This window comes from Anabaena azotica FACHB-119, assembly GCF_014697625.1.
GTDB classification, from domain to species: domain Bacteria; phylum Cyanobacteriota; class Cyanobacteriia; order Cyanobacteriales; family Nostocaceae; genus Trichormus; species Trichormus azoticus_A.
In genome coordinates this window covers 78011-94079 of the sequence record NZ_JACJSG010000026.1, presented here as the reverse complement: position 1 = coordinate 94079, position 16069 = coordinate 78011, and the positions used below count along the sequence as shown (strand labels likewise).

The window sequence follows — 16069 nt, the reverse complement described above, 5'->3', positions numbered from 1 at the left end:
TTAATTGTATAGATAATTGATTTATTATTTATAAAATTTTTTAATGTAAAAAATATTATTTTAAAGAAAATCATAGTAATATAAGTTGAGAAAATTAAATTCAGAAAAAATTAATTACATCAGTCAGAATATTTCTGTTTGAAGTAGCTTTATTTTTTAATAGCAAAATATTCAATGATTTACAACCTTCTTTTATGTCTGGGTGATAGCCTAACTTTTGGTGCAAGAGACAGATATATGCGGAATTATCCGCTAGAACTTGCTAAAGAATTATCAGAACTTACATCTGAAGAATGGTATTGCATTACAGAAGCCGTTAATGGCATAACATCATCTGAAGTAGCGAGAACAGCTTACTCTATTGTTAGTAAATACCCAGATGTTTATGGAGTAATACTTCTCATAGGAACTAATGATAGTCGTAACAAGTTTCCAGTAGATATGTATATTGATAACGTTAAGCAAATAATACGTGTCTGTCGGATTTGCCGCAAGAAAGTATATCTCTTATCCATACCTCCTTTTTTCTATCATAGACATTTTTTGTGGTATGACAAGCAAGCAAGATTACTAATAGATGAATACAATGCAAAACTGTCCGAAATAGAAAATGTTACATTTATAGATTTACATAAACATATAGAAGAAAACGACCTTATAGATGGCGTTCACTTCACCCACGAAGCCAATATTAAAATAGCTAAATTTTTAGCTAAATCACTTTTAACCACATAAAACTATCAAATCCTAAATTTAAATTATGTCAACTATTCAAGAGCTTTCAATAGATGGACTAGACCTATCTGGTGCAAAAGCTTTGGTAACAGGCGGCGCTGGTTTTGTCGGTTCTCATTTAGTTGATTCACTAATTGAAATAGGTTGTCAAGTCAGGATATTGGATAATCTTTCTACAGGCAAAGCGGATAATATTAATAGCCAAGCTGAGTTTTTACTTGGTGATGTACGTAATCCAGAAGATGTCAAGTCTGCTGTAGAAGGAGTTGATTTTGTATTTCATCAAGCAGCACAGATTAATCCGGCAAAAGCTGTCCAAGATCCCATGTTTGATTTTGAAGTAAATGCAAAAGGAACATTGAATTTACTTTTCGCAGCACACAAAACAGGAGTCAAAAAATTTTTATTAGCCTCTACAAATCTATACGGTGATGCTACCAGTCCAACTCCTAAAGTTAGTGAGTCTTTACCGATTCTAGCAATGTCTAATTCGTTACTTTCACCTTATGCAGCCAGTAAAGCATCAGCAGAGGCTTATTTGAAAGTATTTAATGACGAGTTTAATTTACCAACAGTAAGACTAAGATATACTAATATTTATGGCCCCAGACAACAGTATCAAGGAGGTTCTGGAGTCCTAGCAATATTCACAGAACGAGCATTGCGAAATCAGCCGCTAAGTATTTTTGGTTCAGGTAATCAATCTCGTGATTTTGTTTATGTAAAAGACGTTGTTAGAGCTAATATTCAAGCAGCATTATCCAATCAAGCTAATGGGCAGAGTTTTAATATCGGTTCAGGTAAAGATACCACAGTAATAGAACTAGCAAGAAAAATAATTTACTTAACTAAATCGCAAAGTTTAATTGAATATTTGCCTACAAGAGTAGCTGACTTTCAAGAAGTGAATGTAGACATCACCAAGGCTAAAGATTTAATAAGATGGCAACCTTTAGTTTCCCTTGATGTAGGATTAACCAATTACATTGAGTGGTTATCGGCATCATGCTTAATTACTGAAAAAACTACCAAATAATATCATGTCCGCTTAATCACTTATCATATCTTCGGGGTTGGTAATCGGTAATTGGTAATTGCTAATGGTAGAAAACAATTACCTATTAGCTATTACCCATTACCGACCAAAACAACCATATTATAAGTAATTAGCCGAACTTGATATAATAGGTAAAGATATTATTGTCTAAGAGTAGTACCTCAGTAGATTGGGAAAGGCTATAAGAGATGACTAAATAGATGATAAAGCTGTAGATATTCAGTTTGTAGTAAGAGTTTTAGCCATTTCTAAGGACTAAAGTCCTTACTACAAACTTGAATTATTTACACTGTTTTACTTATGATTGAGAAATTGATAAAACCCAGTCTCGTAAAAGTGGGTTTACCTGATCTGGAACTTCATCATGGGGACAATGACCAGCCCTGAGAAAATGTTCTGTGAGTTCTGGATAATATAGGCGAAACTTTTGAGAACGTTCTTTAGCATTCATCCAAGGATCAGCCTCACCCCACAACAGCAATAGCGGACAAGTTAATTGCTTTAATAAAACATCAACTTTTTCCCCTTGAGGACTGCTAAAAACTGAGACAAATACATCCAAAGCACCAGCATCGTAAGCAGGACGGGCAATTTCTTCTACTAATTGGTCTGTGATTGCACTTTTATCAAGATATACCTTTTCTAAAGTTTGACGAATTACCCAACCTTGACGGACGTATTGAAATAAGAAGAATTGGGCTAAGGGTTGTTGAAAAATCCACTTAATACTATCACCTAAAAGTTTTTGTATAGGGGATGGTTGCTTGGGAGGTTGGATTTGTGATTGTAAAGCTTCTGGTTCCGATGTAGACTGAGTTTCGCTAAATGGCCCTGCGCTATTCAGTAATACTACACCAGCCACACTCTCAGAACGTTGAGATGCAGTACATAAGCAAGCATAACCACCGAGGGAATTACCCGCTAACACTGCTTTTTGACCGATGACTTCACTGATAAAATCGTGCAGTTGGTCACGCCACAAATCACCGCTATACTGCAACTTGGGTTTAGCTGAACGCCCAAAACCTAAAAGGTCGATCGCAAATACTTCAAAATCATTACACAATCCTGTGATATTCTTACGCCAGTGGTCTGTAGAAGCACCAAAGCCATGCACCAATAACAACGGTGGACGCTGTGGATGCTTTTCTCCCGCACGCACGTAGTAAATTTTATGCCCTCGCCACTGCCAATATTGTCCAGGTATCGGTTTTGTAGAAGGCGCTGTAGTTGCCTGCATATTCCTAAGAAATGTTAAGTAGCTTTTAATAATTGTAGAGTAGGTATTGGGGAAAGGGGAAAGGGGAAAGGGGAAAATAACAACTGATAACTGATAACTGATAACTGATAACTGATAACTGATAACTGATAACTGATAACTGATAACTGATAACTGATAACTGATAACTGATAACTGACTAAAACAATGATTACAGGCAAAACTAAACTATTAGGGGTAATTGGACATCCGGTGGAACATTCGCTCTCCCCGGTGATGCACAATGCAGCGTTAGCACAATTGGGATTAGATTATGTATATCTGCCTTTTCCCATAGCACCGGATAATCTAGAGGTGGCGATCGCAGGTTTAGCTAGTATTGGTGTAGAAGGGTTTAGTGTGACCATTCCCCATAAACAAGCTATCATTCCTCTACTTGATGAAATTAGCCCCATCGCCCAAGCTATCGGTGCGGTAAATACTGTTACCCGTCGAGATAATCAATGGGTGGGGACGAACACGGATATAGAAGGGTTTATTTCTCCTTTACAAACCACCTATAAGCAAGATTGGAGTCAAAAGACGGCTGTAATTTTAGGTAATGGTGGCGCTGCTAGGGCTGTGGTTGCAGGTTGTCATCAATTGGGTTTTGCAGAAATTCATGTCGTAGGGCGAAATGTGCAACGCTTAGAAGAATTTCGCCACAGTTGGGAAAATTCACCCATTGGGGAGAATTTACAGGTGCATAGCTGGGATCATTTAGCAAAGCTGATTCCGCAAGCTAACCTATTGGTAAATACAACGCCGATAGGAATGTATCCTAAAATTGATGAGTCGCCCTTGAGTAGTGAGGCATTGACAGATTTACCAGCAGGTGCTATTGCCTATGATTTAATCTATATTCCGCAACCGACGCAATTTCTACAAAAAGCCCAACAACAAGGCGCAATTGCTATAGACGGTTTAGAAATGTTAGTTCAGCAAGGTGTCGCCGCTTTAAAAATCTGGTTACAACAGGACAATATACCTGTGGATGTCATGCGTCAAGCATTGAAAAAACAACTAGGTTTGGGAGAATAGTCAGTTGACAGTTGACAGTTGACAGTTGTTATTCTCCTCTGCTCCCCCAGTCCCCAGTCCCCAGTCTCTAACATTACTTCTTCGGCCAGCGCCAATTGTAGCGATTCCAATCGTAAACGCCTTGGATTTCATACTCAGCGCCATTATAAAAGCGGACAACGCAGTTAGTAGCCTCACTAACTTCATTCATTTGAATGACGGTGGCGAGAAACCATTCGCGTTTGCAGGGGCCATCATCTTGTACCCATTCCCAAAGGGCATTGGAAACTTCAATGCGATCGCCTATCCTTAATTTCAGTGCATCCCCAAAATAAGCATACTTGTCAAAATGATACGACTCAACACTGTTTAACCACTGCAACCCATATCTTTCCCGAATAAACTGCACATTTCCTGAATCTTGGTTATGTAGCCAGTCGTTGAGTAATTGTACCTTCCAAGTACGGTTTTGTTGTTCTTCTGTTTTCACAAACGCTAAAAATACTTCTAATTCCTCCGGTGTCAGTTCATCCAAAGGATTGAGAGTATCTGACTTACCAGACAGAGATTTTCCTTTAACTTCCTCAACCAATTGCAATAATATCTCTTTCTGCCTATCAGTGAGAGGACAGCTAGCCGCATCACAACGCTTAAAAGCTTTTTGCAAGACCGTAGCAATCTCATCTGGAGTCATAACTTAAAATTGCGACAAGGGTATAATTTCATAATTATTACAAAAGTCAATAAAAGTCATTAGTCATTAGTCCATAGTCATTAGTCCATAGTCCGAAAAAAGGGGAAGAGGTAAGGGGTAAAGGGTTGAATTTTTCCCTTTCCCCTTTCCCCTTTCCTCTTTCTTCCACCCTACGGGAAGCAAGCTACATCTCCCCCACTGCCCACTCCCCGTTATACAGTTTAAGTATGTATCCTTGCTACCTTATACAGATATGCAAAAGAAAAACAGTAGAGCAATAATATTGAATGTTCAGCCTGTAGTTAGAGGCAAATATTCACGAATGATTGCAAGTATCATCATGTCCTGCCTCATAGCATTTATCTCATGGGTATGGACTCCGCCGGCTCTGGCGTTAACCCAAATTAAACTATTTGACCTTTCCTACAGTGAATGTCCAGCAGAATTGGCGAAGGGTGCTGTTACTAGTGGCGGAAGTGCGGCGGCGGCTAATTGCTTTATTGTGACTGGGAAAGCCGAAAATGGCACTTATAAAACTGTCTACGATGCAGATATATTCGGGCGCATTTATGATGCGAATAACGACCCGATAATACAAAACCGCACCCGTCTTGGTTCTATTGCTGAAGTTCCACCAGGAATTAGTGATTTTGAATTAAGAATTTCTGTACCTGCAAATCAGCCTTTACCTTTAAAGCTGAAGCAATTTAAAGCTTCTGGGTTTAGCGCCCAAGTGCGGCGATAAGGTTTTAGTAAGAATAATTTTAATTAGGGTGGCTAAGTCCACCCTAATTTATCTCGACGATCAAACACTTGCAGAGTTAATACGCTCCCAACAAGCGCAAAAGATAAGGGTTGGTGAGAAGTCCACTGACTACATTAAGTGCAAGAAAGGCCAGGATGGGAGAAAAATCCATACCACCCAAGGGGGGAATAATTGAGCGAAATAGATTTAAGTAGGGGTCAGTTATTTGGCTTAAAGCGGCAAATGGTTGATTGTACCAGTTGATTTGGGGGAACCAAGTCAACAGAACTCGGATAATCAGCAAATAGCTGTAAATGCTGATAAAGGTTATGAGTGTCTGAATCAGTAAAATCATTGATGGTTTGGTTTCCTGCTAAGTGTCAAAAGCGGTCTTATTTGATTTTAATTTAGTCTATGCTACGACGTATGTAGATAATTGCCGCGTTAACCGCCATTATTCAGGAACGGGGCGTGAGAAACTGAACTTCCAGCCTGTTCCCTGTTCCCTATCCCCTGTCCCCTGCTATAAATTTAAGCATCTTTGTTGAGTGAGCGATCGCCACTTGATTGACTAGGGCTACCATTAACATTTCCCAGATGCTTCCTCACATCGTCTATGGTAGCGTTAAGTTGGGCAATTTTATCTTCTAGCGATCGCCTTGCTAATTCCATGTCTTGGTTATCCTCATCTGAGGATAGCATTTGACGGCGTTTGCTTGACACTTTCTTACTTTCACCTGAGCCATTGATCAAGTCTTTCTCGTCTTCTGGCAATTCTTCATCCCGTCGGGAAGCAATCACGGCTCCTAGAATACCACCGACTACGCCGCCGAATACCGCCCCTGCAAAAAAACCGGTGGCAAAACCATCACGCTGATTCATAATACCGCCTTGAAGAAATTTTAATATGAGTTAAGTTATGTTCCTTTCTTAGCTGCATACTAGCTCATGTCCCAAAAATGCGATCGCCTGCATCACCCAAGCCTGGCACGATAAAGCCTTTGTCATTTACCGTTTCATCAATTGTGGCAGTGTAAACTATCAACCCAGAATAAGCCGCATTCAATTTTTGCAAGGCTGGAGGTGCTGCTACTACTGAAACAATTCTAACTAAAGATGGCTCTACACCACGCTGGGTTAACTCCGACATAGCTTTCATAATAGATCCGCCCGTCGCCAGCATCGGATCGGTAATTAACACCCTGGTTTGCGGGTCAAATTTATCTGGTAATTTGTTGAGGTAACAGGAAGCTGCCAATGTCTCCTCATTCCGTACTAAGCCCAGATGGTAAATTGAAGCCAAAGGTAGTACCGTTTGCGCCCCCTCTAATAAGCCTAACCCTGCCCGCAGTATTGGCACGACTGCCACAGGCACTTGGGGGTTAATTACCGTCGCTGCACAGACATCTAAGGGCGTTTGTACTGTCGTTTCTTCTGTAGGCAACCATTCCCGCGCCGCTTCATAAGTTAGCCATCTACCCAACTCGGTGATAGCGCTACGAAATAAGACTGAAGGTGTGGCAGCATCACGGGCAACTGCCAGCCAGTGCTTAATCAGAGGATGGGGAGGAACGTAAACACGCAGTTGTACCGTCATAGCCGGATATAGCCACTTTTTCTATGAGAACTGAAACATCATCATACTCTTTCTTGCAATTCGTAATTCATAATTCGTAATTTGTATTTCTTAATTGATGAGATTGTGCGATCGCCAACGGCGGGTGAGCTTATCGCACCTCAGCCATGAGAATTTAATGCAAAAAATTTTCATTAGTAGTTGACAGCTATTCTCAATCAGGGTTATATTATTAATCAGTGTTCTCCTCTCTTTAAGGATCGGCAGACGGGATTAGCCGGCGGTAGCAGGCTCGTCCCTCTTTTTTGTGTAAGTAGAAACACAGATATAGCAGGGGACAGGGGACAGTTAAATACGTTGGTGAAACACCACACCAATTAATGGAAGGCGTATTTCGGCGCTTCTTTATCCCCCCATACGCCGTCAGGACTGATAACTGATAACTGATAACTGATAACTGATAACTGATAACTGATAACTGATAACTGATAACTGATAACTGATAACTGATAACTGATTTAAGAAAAATGCGTAAAATTCGCTCAATAGAAGTATTATGAAATACGGTTTGGCTGGTTGATTTCATGGTAACGCCGCGTTTATGTCCGTAAAGACTAACTCCTGGGATAATTTGTTTGATGTCATTGTCATCGGTTCTGGCATTGGTGGGTTAGTGACAGCTACCCAACTTGCAGCCAAGGGAGCAAAAGTGCTGGTGTTAGAGAGTTATATAATTCCTGGTGGCAGTGCTGGTTACTTTGAGCGTCAAGGATATCGGTTTGATGTTGGGGCTTCGATGATTTTCGGGTTGGGTAGCCAAGGGACAACGAACTTACTCACCCGCGCCTTACAAGCTGTAGATACTAGTGTAGATGCGATCGCCGACCCCGTACAGATTCACTATCACTTGCCCAACAACTTAAACCTCAAAGTTGAGCGAGTTTATGATAAATTTTTGCAAAATCTTGCTGCTTACTTTCCTCATGAACAAATCGGTATACGTCGCTTTTATGACGAGTGTTGGCAAGTATTTAATTGCCTCAACCGCATAGAGTTGTTGTCACTAGAAGAACCTCGATATTTACTACGGACATTTTTACAGCATCCATTAGCTTGTTTAGGATTACTTAAGTATCTACCTCAAAATGTCGGGGAAGTTGCCCAACGCTACATCAAAGACCCCGAATTATTGAAATTTATCGATATGGAATGTTACTGCTGGTCGGTAGTTCCAGCCCAGATGACACCAATGATTAATGCAGGTATGGTCTTTTCTGATAGGCATTACGGCGGTGTCAATTACCCCAAAGGCGGAGTCGGTCAAATTGCTCAAAAACTGGCACAAGGGCTAGAAAAAGCCGGCGGTCAGATTAAATATCAAGCCAAAGTAACAAAAATCATCACCGAAAGCCGGTGTGCTGTCGGTGTGCAATTAACTAACGGGGAAATTTATCGAGCCAAACGGGTAGTTTCTAATGCTACACGGTGGGATACCTTTGAAAAATTGCTACCTGTAGAACAACTACCAACTAATGAGAAAAACTGGCAACAGAATTATCAAAAATCGCCCAGTTTTCTCAGCCTACATATGGGAGTAAAACAGTCAGTTTTGCCACAGGGAACAGAATGTCATCACATCATCTTGGAAAACTGGCAAGATATGACCAAACCAGAGGGAACCCTGTTTGTCTCCATTCCCACATTACTCGACCCAGAATTAGCCCCAGAGGGATATCATATAATTCATGCCTTTACACCCCACTGGATCAATGATTGGCAGGGGTTATCTGCAAGCGAATACGAAGCCAAGAAAGAAGAGATAGCCTGGTGCATTATTGACCGACTAGAGAAAATATTCCCAGGGTTAGATGCAGGTTTAGATTATTTGGAAGTAGGCACACCCCGCACCCATCGCCGCTTTTTGGGGAGAGATGATGGTACTTATGGCCCCATACCCAAACGGAAACTACAGGGGTTGTTATCCATGCCCTTTAACCGCACCGCCATCAAGGGGCTTTATTGCGTAGGCGACAGCACATTTCCCGGCCAGGGTTTAAACGCCGTCGCCTTTTCCGGCTTCGCCTGCGCCCATCGCATCGCCGCCGATTTGGGGATAAAGGTTAGGGACTAGTGGCGCAATAAAAAACCTCGGTGTTGAGTACCGAGGCTGATAGAAGAAGCCCGAATGACGATGAGATACAGCGATACCGAAATCAAAAAAGTTTAGCTAACACTAATACCGACTAAAACTAGAGCAGTAACTATTAAAGTAGCGAACAAGCCTTGTATAACGTATCTTCGTTGTTCCCAAATTGCTGGGTATTCAGCGTAGTACATCTTGGGTTCAGTTGCGTAGTTATTCAGAACGCCGTCTTCATTAACAGTGGTATACATAGTTTTTTTTTTCAGGATTTATTAACTTATGTAAATAAATATAACAGTATTGTTACAAAAAGTCAACAGGACTTGACAGAAAAAGGCTGATAGCGTTAATAACACTCACTTATGAGTAGGTAGTCTTGGCAATGACTTGACAAAATCTTTGTGGTGTGGTGTCATCATGCCAGGGACAGTTTCTCAAATGGCGATCGCACTCATTTTTCGGTCTACCGAAATTAAATTAAACCTTTGATACACATAGCGAAAACGCTCTGATGACAATTTACTGAACAGTGCATTGACCGAGCAGAATTGCTAAGTTACTTTGTACTTGCTCAAGTTGTTGACGCTTTTGATAAATAAACTCTTTTTCAGCTTCGCGTTGTTCCAGAGTTTCTTGATGAGCTTTTTCTTGCTGTTCTAGGAGGTTTTCATAAAGTGCGATCGCTTGCTCAATGATTCGACTCGCTGATTCAATGCGGCTATCAAACACTGTACTAATAATTTCTTCTAACTTTTCAGAAAGTTTGTCTATTGAGTTATCCAATTTTTCAAAACCTATTTCAAAATCCTTCACGCCAATTATTCCAAGTTTTAGCTGTTTCCTCATAAACTTGCTCTATTAGATTAGATCCTAATAGATTTATTCTGATACCAATTCTTTATGAAGCTGCGCTAAATAAAGAATTGGTATCAGATGCCTTTTCACCAAAAATCAGTCTGTTGCAAAAACTTCAAAATCGCCTGATTTACCACTTTTGCAGCACCAGTAGAAGCATCATGACAACAGTTCTCTAAAATTTGAAATTGGGAATTAGGTAATTGTTGATGCAATTTTTCGCCGTGGCTAGCTGGAAACCAACTATCTTTATCACCCCATAAGATTAATGTAGGACAATCAATTTCACTCAATCTTTTCTGAATCTGAGTTAGCATATTGGGTTTATTTGCTTGCAAATTCTCAATTTCTTTAGCTGCTATTTGCAAATCCTCAGCAACTTTTACCAAAGTACCAGGAATCTCAACAAAGGGGTAAGTAATCCAATAAACATCTTCTTGGGTAAGAATTGATGGATCAAATAACACTTTACGCCTTTCTATTGCCATGATTTCCCTGACTATTGGCGAAAATAAATAAGCTAGACGTAAAGAATCTATTGTTTGCAATAATTCTATTGGCATTTGAGACAGTATCGACATTGCCCAATGAGGTAACTTATCGGCAAAAATCGGGGCATTAATTACTACTAACCGCCCAACTAATTGGGGATTTTTTTGTGCTAGAGCGAGAGCAATTAATGCGCCTAAAGATTCGGACACAATCACTGCTGGTTCATCACATAATTGTTGAATTATTCGTTCTAATTCAATCACTTGATGCCCACTTTGTTCGCGCCGTAAACAAGGCTTCTCAGAAAAACCGAAGCCTTTAGAGTCTACACAAATAACTCGAAAATACTTAGATAATGGAGCGACGCTATAACGCCAATTATAGCTCCAGCTACCCATACCATGTAACAAAAATAGTGGTTTACCTGTACCCTTTTCACCGTATGCAATTTGTACAGGATAACCATGAACATCACTAATTATCAGACTTTGCCGCCCTCTGGGGAAAGTTTCTTGCCACCAATCTTTCATGTCTTTGCTCAATGAGTGATCTCAACACTCGTTAAGGCATTTTACAGCAGAAATTGGGGATTGGGTACTGGGGATTGGGGAGAGATGGGGGAGATGGGGGAGTAGAGGAGAAAAACTAATGACTAATGACCATTTAAGTATTTTTCTATTAGTTTGATGTTGTATTGATTCGCTGTCCAGGCAAAGTCAAAGAAGTCGCCTATGACGGGGAAGCTACCTACTAGACTATCAATCATAATATTGAATATCATCCTACCTAATATCTTTTTCGGCACGCCTAGCCGCGAGGCTTCAAACACGATGTAGCAGGACAGGATTAAACCTAAAGCATCGCCACCAATAGGTATTATTCCGATGATTGGATCTAAACCTACAGCTATCGGTGTACCGGGAATTTTGATGACTGTATCTAACAGATAGCTTAATTGACGTAGGCGCTTTATCGTAGCTGCTTGGGTATGAGAGTCAACGTCAGAGTATTTGGGAGAAGATTCAGGCATTCGGGCGATCGCTCGTTTTTTCGCTATAAAATTGTCCAATATTCTACTGCTTTTTGGCAATTTTACAATGTCTGTAACTATACTTATTGACTAACCTCTTGTGGTAAGTTCCGATATTTTTTCGCCTGCATATCTTCACCGACAGTTACATTTAATTGGTCGCCTACTAATAAAACAGCCGAACTCATCCACAGCCACAGCATTAAAACTATCACTGTCCCTACTGCACCATAAACTTTGTTATAGTTACCAAAATTTGCTACATATAAGCGAAATAAGCCCGACAAAATTGCCCAACCAACTGCGGCAATTATAGCCCCTGGCATAATTGGTGTGCCTCGATTCCACACACTAGGCCCGTAACGATAAATAAAACTAAATGCTGTAGCCACAATGCCTAACGCTAAAGGCCAGCGTAACAACTGCCAAAGATGCAATAAGAATATTAAATAACTATTCTCATTCACCACCATTCCCAACAACAAATCACTAATAAAAACTAAGAAGGAAGCCAGAACTAACAGCAAGATAGTACCCACCGTCAATCCTAAAGACACAAGTTTAGATTTCCAAAATGGGCGGATCTTTTCTTGAGGAATTTGATGGATTTGATCAAAGGCTGTCATGGCGGTATTCACTGCGCCTGAAGCCGTCCAAAGGGCGATGATAAAACTCAGAGAAAACAAGCCACTATTTTGAGAATTGGCAATTTCTTGGCTAGCAAAATCACGAATTAATACCATCGCTTCCTCTGGTACAACTTGACTCAATTGTCCAGCCATTTGCTTAAAGGTGTTCTGCAAGGAGTCAGCAAACAAACCAATAGCTGTAAGTACCGCGAGAATTGCCGGAAATAAAGATAACATAGCATTGAAGGCAATTTCTGAAGCCAGTCCTAAAAGTCGTCTTTCAGTTGTCCTAGTAAAAGTTTTCTGGATTGTACGCCAACTGATATGACGAAAGAAGCGAATAAAACGAGGCAAAGACATAATTTGAGTGATGGCAGATGATTTTCTCTAATTTGCCAGATTTATGGAGGCGATCGCATCTACCCATTTACTTTTTTTTACCTCAATAATACTTATAAAATGAGCTTGGGCAGAGGGAATAGTAATTAATCCCCAGTCCCCATTACCCAACCCCCACCCAATCTATGAGTCAAGACTTAACCCAACAGTGGCTAGCAGAAATCCAAACCCTCAAGCAACAGCTAATAGAAGAACAACAACAACGCGCTGCTGCTTGGGAAAGTGCTGAGAAGTGGCGGAAACTCTACAACACAGAAGCAGAACAACGCCGCACAGATGCAGATTTCTTCCGCCAAACGATCGCATCCCTGAAAACGGAAATTCAGCAACTCAAGGGGATTGATGGGCAAACATTACCCGATGCTAAAGCTAGCGTAGGTATTCAGCAAGAATTAGCCCAAATCCGGACTGTGGAGGACTTGAAAGCTAAACTAGTTGAGGTGATCAAAGAACGCGATCGCTTGCGTCAAGCTTTGAAAACTGAACAAGAAAACCACGCCCAAACCCGTAAAAGCCTCACCACCGCCCTGGGTGATGCAATTGATAGCTTGGCAAGGGAGAGAGCGAAAGGGAATGGGGAGTGATGTAAATTATCAATTAATTTGTCCACTTGACAAATTAATAACCCTGACTTGGTAAGGTTTTTACTTATTTAGCCTCAAAATAACTCCTAGTCTATTCAGGCTGTAGCAAATTCTGTAAAACCTCGCTTACTAGGATGATGGAAGCCTAAAACAATATCACTTTGAGGAATGCCTGCTGATAGTAAATCATCAACTACGCATAAATTAGTTGCGTCTTCTTCCACCCAAATTTTGCCATTTTTAATGCACAGATAGATGATAATGTGCTGTATCAGCTTTTTGTTATCCCAGCCAAACCGAAACCAAAGATATTGATTTCTTTCTTCATCAAAAGCCAAGCGTTAGCGTAGCTTACCGTAGGTATCGCTCACTTCAATTTCTCTACTGCTAATAACTTGAGTATTAGCCATTTCGTAATACTCAGTTAATATCTTCTTGATAATACTGCGATATTTATCTAGTTTATCCATTGTGATATATAAACTAATACCAACTATAGATTCCTCGGCGCTTCTACATCTTTGCCAAAATTTCTTTTATCCAAGCTTCTTCTTCAAGCGCTCGCCTGATTTTTAAAGGTTGTGTATAGTCAATTGCCAAGTCAAATCTAGCACGTTCATAAACTTCATTTAATAACCTTTGTAATTCAACAATTGGCTCAGTTTCACCCTTACGCAAAGGTACAGGAAAAGCAGGAATTGGATTTTTCAAATCAAAGGTATATAAATCTGCATCAGGTCTTTCGTAGCTGCGACTGACCAAGATACTATAATTTGTAGATTTCACTCCTAAAATAGGCATTGGCTCACCTTGTTTTAAAAGGTCGATTTCTACAAAATTAGTTGCAGAAGCTAAAATTTTGTGCCGTTTGTTCTCATAGGCTGCTCTACCTTCTTGGGAAACTTTGTTTTTGGGTGAAAGTATTTCAATTACAGCTACTACTTCTTTACTTTGAGTGGCTCGTACCTCTAAAAATCGTTCAGTTACTTGTTCAGGTATAGGAACTTTTACTTTAGTAGGTTTGCTAAGTTTCGCAGCCGTTAAAGTTGTGTTTGTATCTAAACTGTTACGGTTAGTAACGGCTACATCAGCAATTCCTACCAGTAAGATATCGTCTACGCTGGTGTAAACTCGCTCTTCTATGGAAACTCGATATTTAGGCGCAATTTGAGGAGTCAAATCATCAGCTATAGCTACAATTAAACGATTATGAACTTGATGCCAAAGTTCCGTCTGTTCTAAATACGGGTTCATCCCAGGAAATGGATTTCCCATTGCGCTTTACCTTAGTTATCGTAATTCCGAGGGTTAAAGACCCCTACGTCTGTACGTAGCAAATTTTCAGTTGGGGTTTAAATCCCCAACTGTTCGCGTAGCGTGCCGTAGGCAAAATGTCTTTAATGCGCGAATTTTGAATGCGCGAATTTTGAATTGTTATTGACTGCTCCCTGGAAAATATTTTATGCTTTTATATGTGTATAGTAACGAGCGCGGAGGGATTTGAACCCCCGGCCAACAGAACCGGAATCTGTTGCTCTATCCACTGAGCTACGCGCCCTCGTATTGAAAGATTATATCATACTCTAGAACATTTGACGCTACAAATAATCGGCTGGGTTGACTGGTGTACCGTTGCGACGCACTTCAAAATGGAGGTGTGGCCCGGTGGATAAGCCTGTGGAACCGACAGCCGCGATCGCCTGTCCTTTTTGGACTGTTTGCCCCTCGGAAACATATAATTCACTAGCATGGCCGTAAAGTGTGGTAACGCCACCACCATGACTAATAATCACAGTCCTACCATAACCCCCATACCAGCCTGCCATAATCACTGTACCCGAATCAGCAGCCCTAATTGTACTGCCATAACTAGCGGCAAAATCTAACCCAGCGTGAAAGCGACGATAGCCGAGAATGGGATGTACCCGCCAACCAAAGGGACTGCTTGTCGGTGCGCTGCTAGGAAGGGCAAATAAACCTGTTCCTTTGACGAGGACGTTAGTTCTGATGTTGGCTTTGGCTTGCGCTTCCTCTCTGGCTTGCGCTTCGGCTATCTTTTGTTGAATCAAAGTTTCCAAATTTTGGGAATCTCTTTCCAGTTGATTTTGTGCAGCATCTAAGGCGAAGCGATCGCTATTTAAACGCTGTATCAATTCTGACTGAGTTTGTGCTTGAGTTTGATAATCGGCTTTTTGCGCCAATAATTGCTCTCTAATCAAAGCAATCTCATTTTTTTGTTCTTCTACTTCTGTTTTTTGCTTATAAATTAAATCTGCTTGCTGGCTGAGTTTCACCAAAATTTGCTGATCTGCCTGATAAACTAACTTCAACTGATGACGACGGCTGATAAAATCACTAATATCTCGGCTTTGTAGCAAAACAGCCCATCCTTGACTGATAGGCGATCGCTGAAGATAACGCAACCGTGCTACAGTTGCCACTTGACGTTCTTCATAAGCCTTTTGTGTCACAGCTAAATTCGCCTCTAGCTGTTGTAGGCGCTGGGAAGCCTGCTGTAAGCGCAACTCACTATCTTTAATTTGACTGTTGGTGGTTTGCAAATTGTTAGCAATACCAGTCAGGCGATTTTGTGCAGCTTGTTGTAAATTATTTAGGCGATCGCGTTCTTGTACAACATTTTGCCGTTCTTGTTGAATTTGTTGTTGCTGCTGTTTTAGCGTGTCAATTGAAGGCGATGTATTAGCCAAGACTGGCACTAATGCTAATAACACAGACAAAACACAGCACAATACAATACATAATTTCCCAAATTTTGTTAGTCGGTCAATAGGCGCTTTCATGCCGTTATCTTCAGCCAAAGGATTGCAAGCATACTGCATTGTTCCCCAAAC

20 protein-coding genes and 1 tRNA gene are annotated in these 16069 nt (G+C 40.7%); 6 read left to right on the top strand and 15 right to left on the bottom strand.

Features of this window, described 5'->3' with window-relative positions:
* Window positions 1-174: 174 nt before the first annotated feature.
* On the top strand, window positions 175-735 hold the full coding sequence (locus H6G83_RS19170; RefSeq protein ID WP_190475201.1) for an SGNH/GDSL hydrolase family protein: 561 nt from the start codon (window positions 175-177) through the stop codon (window positions 733-735).
* A gap of 25 nt (window positions 736-760) precedes the next feature.
* Window positions 761-1771, top strand: coding sequence for an NAD-dependent epimerase/dehydratase family protein (locus H6G83_RS19165; protein ID WP_190475199.1), 1011 nt, complete (start codon window positions 761-763; stop codon window positions 1769-1771).
* A gap of 319 nt (window positions 1772-2090) precedes the next feature.
* Here the strand turns inward: H6G83_RS19165 and H6G83_RS19160 are convergent, their stop codons facing one another.
* Window positions 2091-3032: an alpha/beta fold hydrolase gene (locus H6G83_RS19160; RefSeq protein WP_190475197.1), complete on the bottom strand. Its 942-nt coding sequence runs from the start codon at window positions 3030-3032 to the stop codon at window positions 2091-2093.
* Between the two features lie 186 nt (window positions 3033-3218).
* Between H6G83_RS19160 and H6G83_RS19155 the strand changes: the two genes are divergently transcribed.
* Window positions 3219-4091 carry a shikimate dehydrogenase gene (locus tag H6G83_RS19155; protein WP_190475195.1) on the top strand — a complete coding sequence of 291 codons (873 nt, stop codon included), beginning with the start codon at window positions 3219-3221 and terminating at the stop codon, window positions 4089-4091.
* A gap of 73 nt (window positions 4092-4164) precedes the next feature.
* Here H6G83_RS19155 and H6G83_RS19150 read toward each other — a convergent pair whose 3' ends face one another.
* Entirely contained in the window at window positions 4165-4764 is a 600-nt protein-coding gene (locus H6G83_RS19150; RefSeq protein WP_190475193.1) for a hypothetical protein, read from the bottom strand.
* A gap of 322 nt (window positions 4765-5086) precedes the next feature.
* Here H6G83_RS19150 and H6G83_RS19145 point away from each other — a divergent pair, with 322 nt between their 5' ends.
* On the top strand, window positions 5087-5509 hold the full coding sequence (locus tag H6G83_RS19145) for a biotin carboxylase (protein WP_190475260.1): 423 nt from the start codon (window positions 5087-5089) through the stop codon (window positions 5507-5509).
* 76 nt (window positions 5510-5585) lie between these two features.
* On the opposite strand, the gene H6G83_RS19140 is transcribed toward H6G83_RS19145, so the two are convergent.
* The 3 genes from H6G83_RS19140 to upp all read right to left on the bottom strand — a co-directional run bounded on the left by H6G83_RS19140 (window position 5586) and on the right by upp (window position 7106).
* Complete coding sequence (locus tag H6G83_RS19140; protein WP_190475191.1) at window positions 5586-5864, bottom strand: YggT family protein; 279 nt, start codon at window positions 5862-5864, stop codon at window positions 5586-5588.
* Window positions 5865-6040: 176 nt separating this feature from the next.
* Complete coding sequence (locus tag H6G83_RS19135; RefSeq protein ID WP_190475189.1) at window positions 6041-6391, bottom strand: hypothetical protein; 351 nt, start codon at window positions 6389-6391, stop codon at window positions 6041-6043.
* Between the two features lie 64 nt (window positions 6392-6455).
* Window positions 6456-7106, bottom strand: coding sequence for a uracil phosphoribosyltransferase (gene upp, locus H6G83_RS19130; RefSeq protein WP_190475187.1), 651 nt, complete (start codon window positions 7104-7106; stop codon window positions 6456-6458).
* Between the two features lie 580 nt (window positions 7107-7686).
* Between upp and crtH the strand changes: the two genes are divergently transcribed.
* A complete protein-coding gene (gene crtH, locus H6G83_RS19125; protein ID WP_190475185.1) occupies window positions 7687-9216 on the top strand; it encodes a carotenoid isomerase in 1530 nt (509 codons plus the stop codon).
* Window positions 9217-9308: 92 nt separating this feature from the next.
* Here the strand turns inward: crtH and psb34 are convergent, their stop codons facing one another.
* From psb34 to H6G83_RS19100, 5 genes are all read right to left on the bottom strand, one after another.
* Window positions 9309-9479: a photosystem II assembly protein Psb34 gene (gene psb34, locus H6G83_RS19120; protein WP_190475183.1), complete on the bottom strand. Its 171-nt coding sequence runs from the start codon at window positions 9477-9479 to the stop codon at window positions 9309-9311.
* Between the two features lie 268 nt (window positions 9480-9747).
* Window positions 9748-10074, bottom strand: coding sequence for a hypothetical protein (locus tag H6G83_RS19115; protein WP_190475181.1), 327 nt, complete (start codon window positions 10072-10074; stop codon window positions 9748-9750).
* A gap of 95 nt (window positions 10075-10169) precedes the next feature.
* Complete coding sequence (locus H6G83_RS19110) at window positions 10170-11105, bottom strand: alpha/beta fold hydrolase (protein ID WP_190475178.1); 936 nt, start codon at window positions 11103-11105, stop codon at window positions 10170-10172.
* A gap of 122 nt (window positions 11106-11227) precedes the next feature.
* Window positions 11228-11644: a DUF4112 domain-containing protein gene (locus H6G83_RS19105; RefSeq protein ID WP_242044681.1), complete on the bottom strand. Its 417-nt coding sequence runs from the start codon at window positions 11642-11644 to the stop codon at window positions 11228-11230.
* Between the two features lie 44 nt (window positions 11645-11688).
* Window positions 11689-12594, bottom strand: a complete 906-nt coding sequence (locus H6G83_RS19100; RefSeq protein WP_190475177.1) for a YihY/virulence factor BrkB family protein — start codon at window positions 12592-12594, stop codon at window positions 11689-11691.
* A gap of 164 nt (window positions 12595-12758) precedes the next feature.
* Between H6G83_RS19100 and H6G83_RS19095 the strand changes: the two genes are divergently transcribed.
* Complete coding sequence (locus tag H6G83_RS19095; protein WP_190475175.1) at window positions 12759-13217, top strand: hypothetical protein; 459 nt, start codon at window positions 12759-12761, stop codon at window positions 13215-13217.
* A gap of 95 nt (window positions 13218-13312) precedes the next feature.
* Here the strand turns inward: H6G83_RS19095 and H6G83_RS36440 are convergent, their stop codons facing one another.
* The 5 genes from H6G83_RS36440 to H6G83_RS19075 all read right to left on the bottom strand — a co-directional run bounded on the left by H6G83_RS36440 (window position 13313) and on the right by H6G83_RS19075 (window position 16018).
* On the bottom strand, window positions 13313-13555 hold the full coding sequence (locus tag H6G83_RS36440) for a XisI protein (protein WP_390822331.1): 243 nt from the start codon (window positions 13553-13555) through the stop codon (window positions 13313-13315).
* A gap of 3 nt (window positions 13556-13558) precedes the next feature.
* A complete protein-coding gene (locus tag H6G83_RS36435; protein WP_390822329.1) occupies window positions 13559-13687 on the bottom strand; it encodes a hypothetical protein in 129 nt (42 codons plus the stop codon).
* A 43-nt stretch (window positions 13688-13730) separates the two neighbouring features.
* A complete protein-coding gene (locus H6G83_RS19085; protein WP_190475172.1) occupies window positions 13731-14492 on the bottom strand; it encodes a DUF4058 family protein in 762 nt (253 codons plus the stop codon).
* A 210-nt stretch (window positions 14493-14702) separates the two neighbouring features.
* Window positions 14703-14775 (bottom strand) — tRNA-Arg (locus H6G83_RS19080).
* A gap of 40 nt (window positions 14776-14815) precedes the next feature.
* Complete coding sequence (locus tag H6G83_RS19075; RefSeq protein ID WP_190475255.1) at window positions 14816-16018, bottom strand: murein hydrolase activator EnvC family protein; 1203 nt, start codon at window positions 16016-16018, stop codon at window positions 14816-14818.
* Between the last annotated feature and the right edge of the window lie 51 nt (window positions 16019-16069).

Excerpts from the sequence above, each read along its gene's own strand:
- H6G83_RS19170 (WP_190475201.1), top strand. The coding sequence starts at position 175 with ATGATTTACAACCTTCTTTTATGTCTGGGTGATAGCCTAACTTTTGGT.
- H6G83_RS19165 (WP_190475199.1), top strand. The coding sequence starts at position 761 with ATGTCAACTATTCAAGAGCTTTCAATAGATGGACTAGACCTATCTGGT.
- H6G83_RS19160 (WP_190475197.1), bottom strand. The coding sequence starts at position 3,032 with ATGCAGGCAACTACAGCGCCTTCTACAAAACCGATACCTGGACAATAT.
- H6G83_RS19155 (WP_190475195.1), top strand. The coding sequence starts at position 3,219 with ATGATTACAGGCAAAACTAAACTATTAGGGGTAATTGGACATCCGGTG.
- H6G83_RS19150 (WP_190475193.1), bottom strand. The coding sequence starts at position 4,764 with ATGACTCCAGATGAGATTGCTACGGTCTTGCAAAAAGCTTTTAAGCGT.
- H6G83_RS19145 (WP_190475260.1), top strand. The coding sequence starts at position 5,087 with ATGATTGCAAGTATCATCATGTCCTGCCTCATAGCATTTATCTCATGG.
- H6G83_RS19140 (WP_190475191.1), bottom strand. The coding sequence starts at position 5,864 with ATGATTTTACTGATTCAGACACTCATAACCTTTATCAGCATTTACAGC.
- H6G83_RS19135 (WP_190475189.1), bottom strand. The coding sequence starts at position 6,391 with ATGAATCAGCGTGATGGTTTTGCCACCGGTTTTTTTGCAGGGGCGGTA.
- upp (WP_190475187.1), bottom strand. The coding sequence starts at position 7,106 with ATGACGGTACAACTGCGTGTTTACGTTCCTCCCCATCCTCTGATTAAG.
- crtH (WP_190475185.1), top strand. The coding sequence starts at position 7,687 with ATGTCCGTAAAGACTAACTCCTGGGATAATTTGTTTGATGTCATTGTC.
- psb34 (WP_190475183.1), bottom strand. The coding sequence starts at position 9,479 with ATGTATACCACTGTTAATGAAGACGGCGTTCTGAATAACTACGCAACT.
- H6G83_RS19115 (WP_190475181.1), bottom strand. The coding sequence starts at position 10,074 with ATGAGGAAACAGCTAAAACTTGGAATAATTGGCGTGAAGGATTTTGAA.
- H6G83_RS19110 (WP_190475178.1), bottom strand. The coding sequence starts at position 11,105 with ATGAAAGATTGGTGGCAAGAAACTTTCCCCAGAGGGCGGCAAAGTCTG.
- H6G83_RS19100 (WP_190475177.1), bottom strand. The coding sequence starts at position 12,594 with ATGTCTTTGCCTCGTTTTATTCGCTTCTTTCGTCATATCAGTTGGCGT.
- H6G83_RS19095 (WP_190475175.1), top strand. The coding sequence starts at position 12,759 with ATGAGTCAAGACTTAACCCAACAGTGGCTAGCAGAAATCCAAACCCTC.
- H6G83_RS36435 (WP_390822329.1), bottom strand. The coding sequence starts at position 13,687 with ATGGATAAACTAGATAAATATCGCAGTATTATCAAGAAGATATTAACT.
- H6G83_RS19085 (WP_190475172.1), bottom strand. The coding sequence starts at position 14,492 with ATGGGAAATCCATTTCCTGGGATGAACCCGTATTTAGAACAGACGGAA.
- H6G83_RS19075 (WP_190475255.1), bottom strand. The coding sequence starts at position 16,018 with ATGAAAGCGCCTATTGACCGACTAACAAAATTTGGGAAATTATGTATT.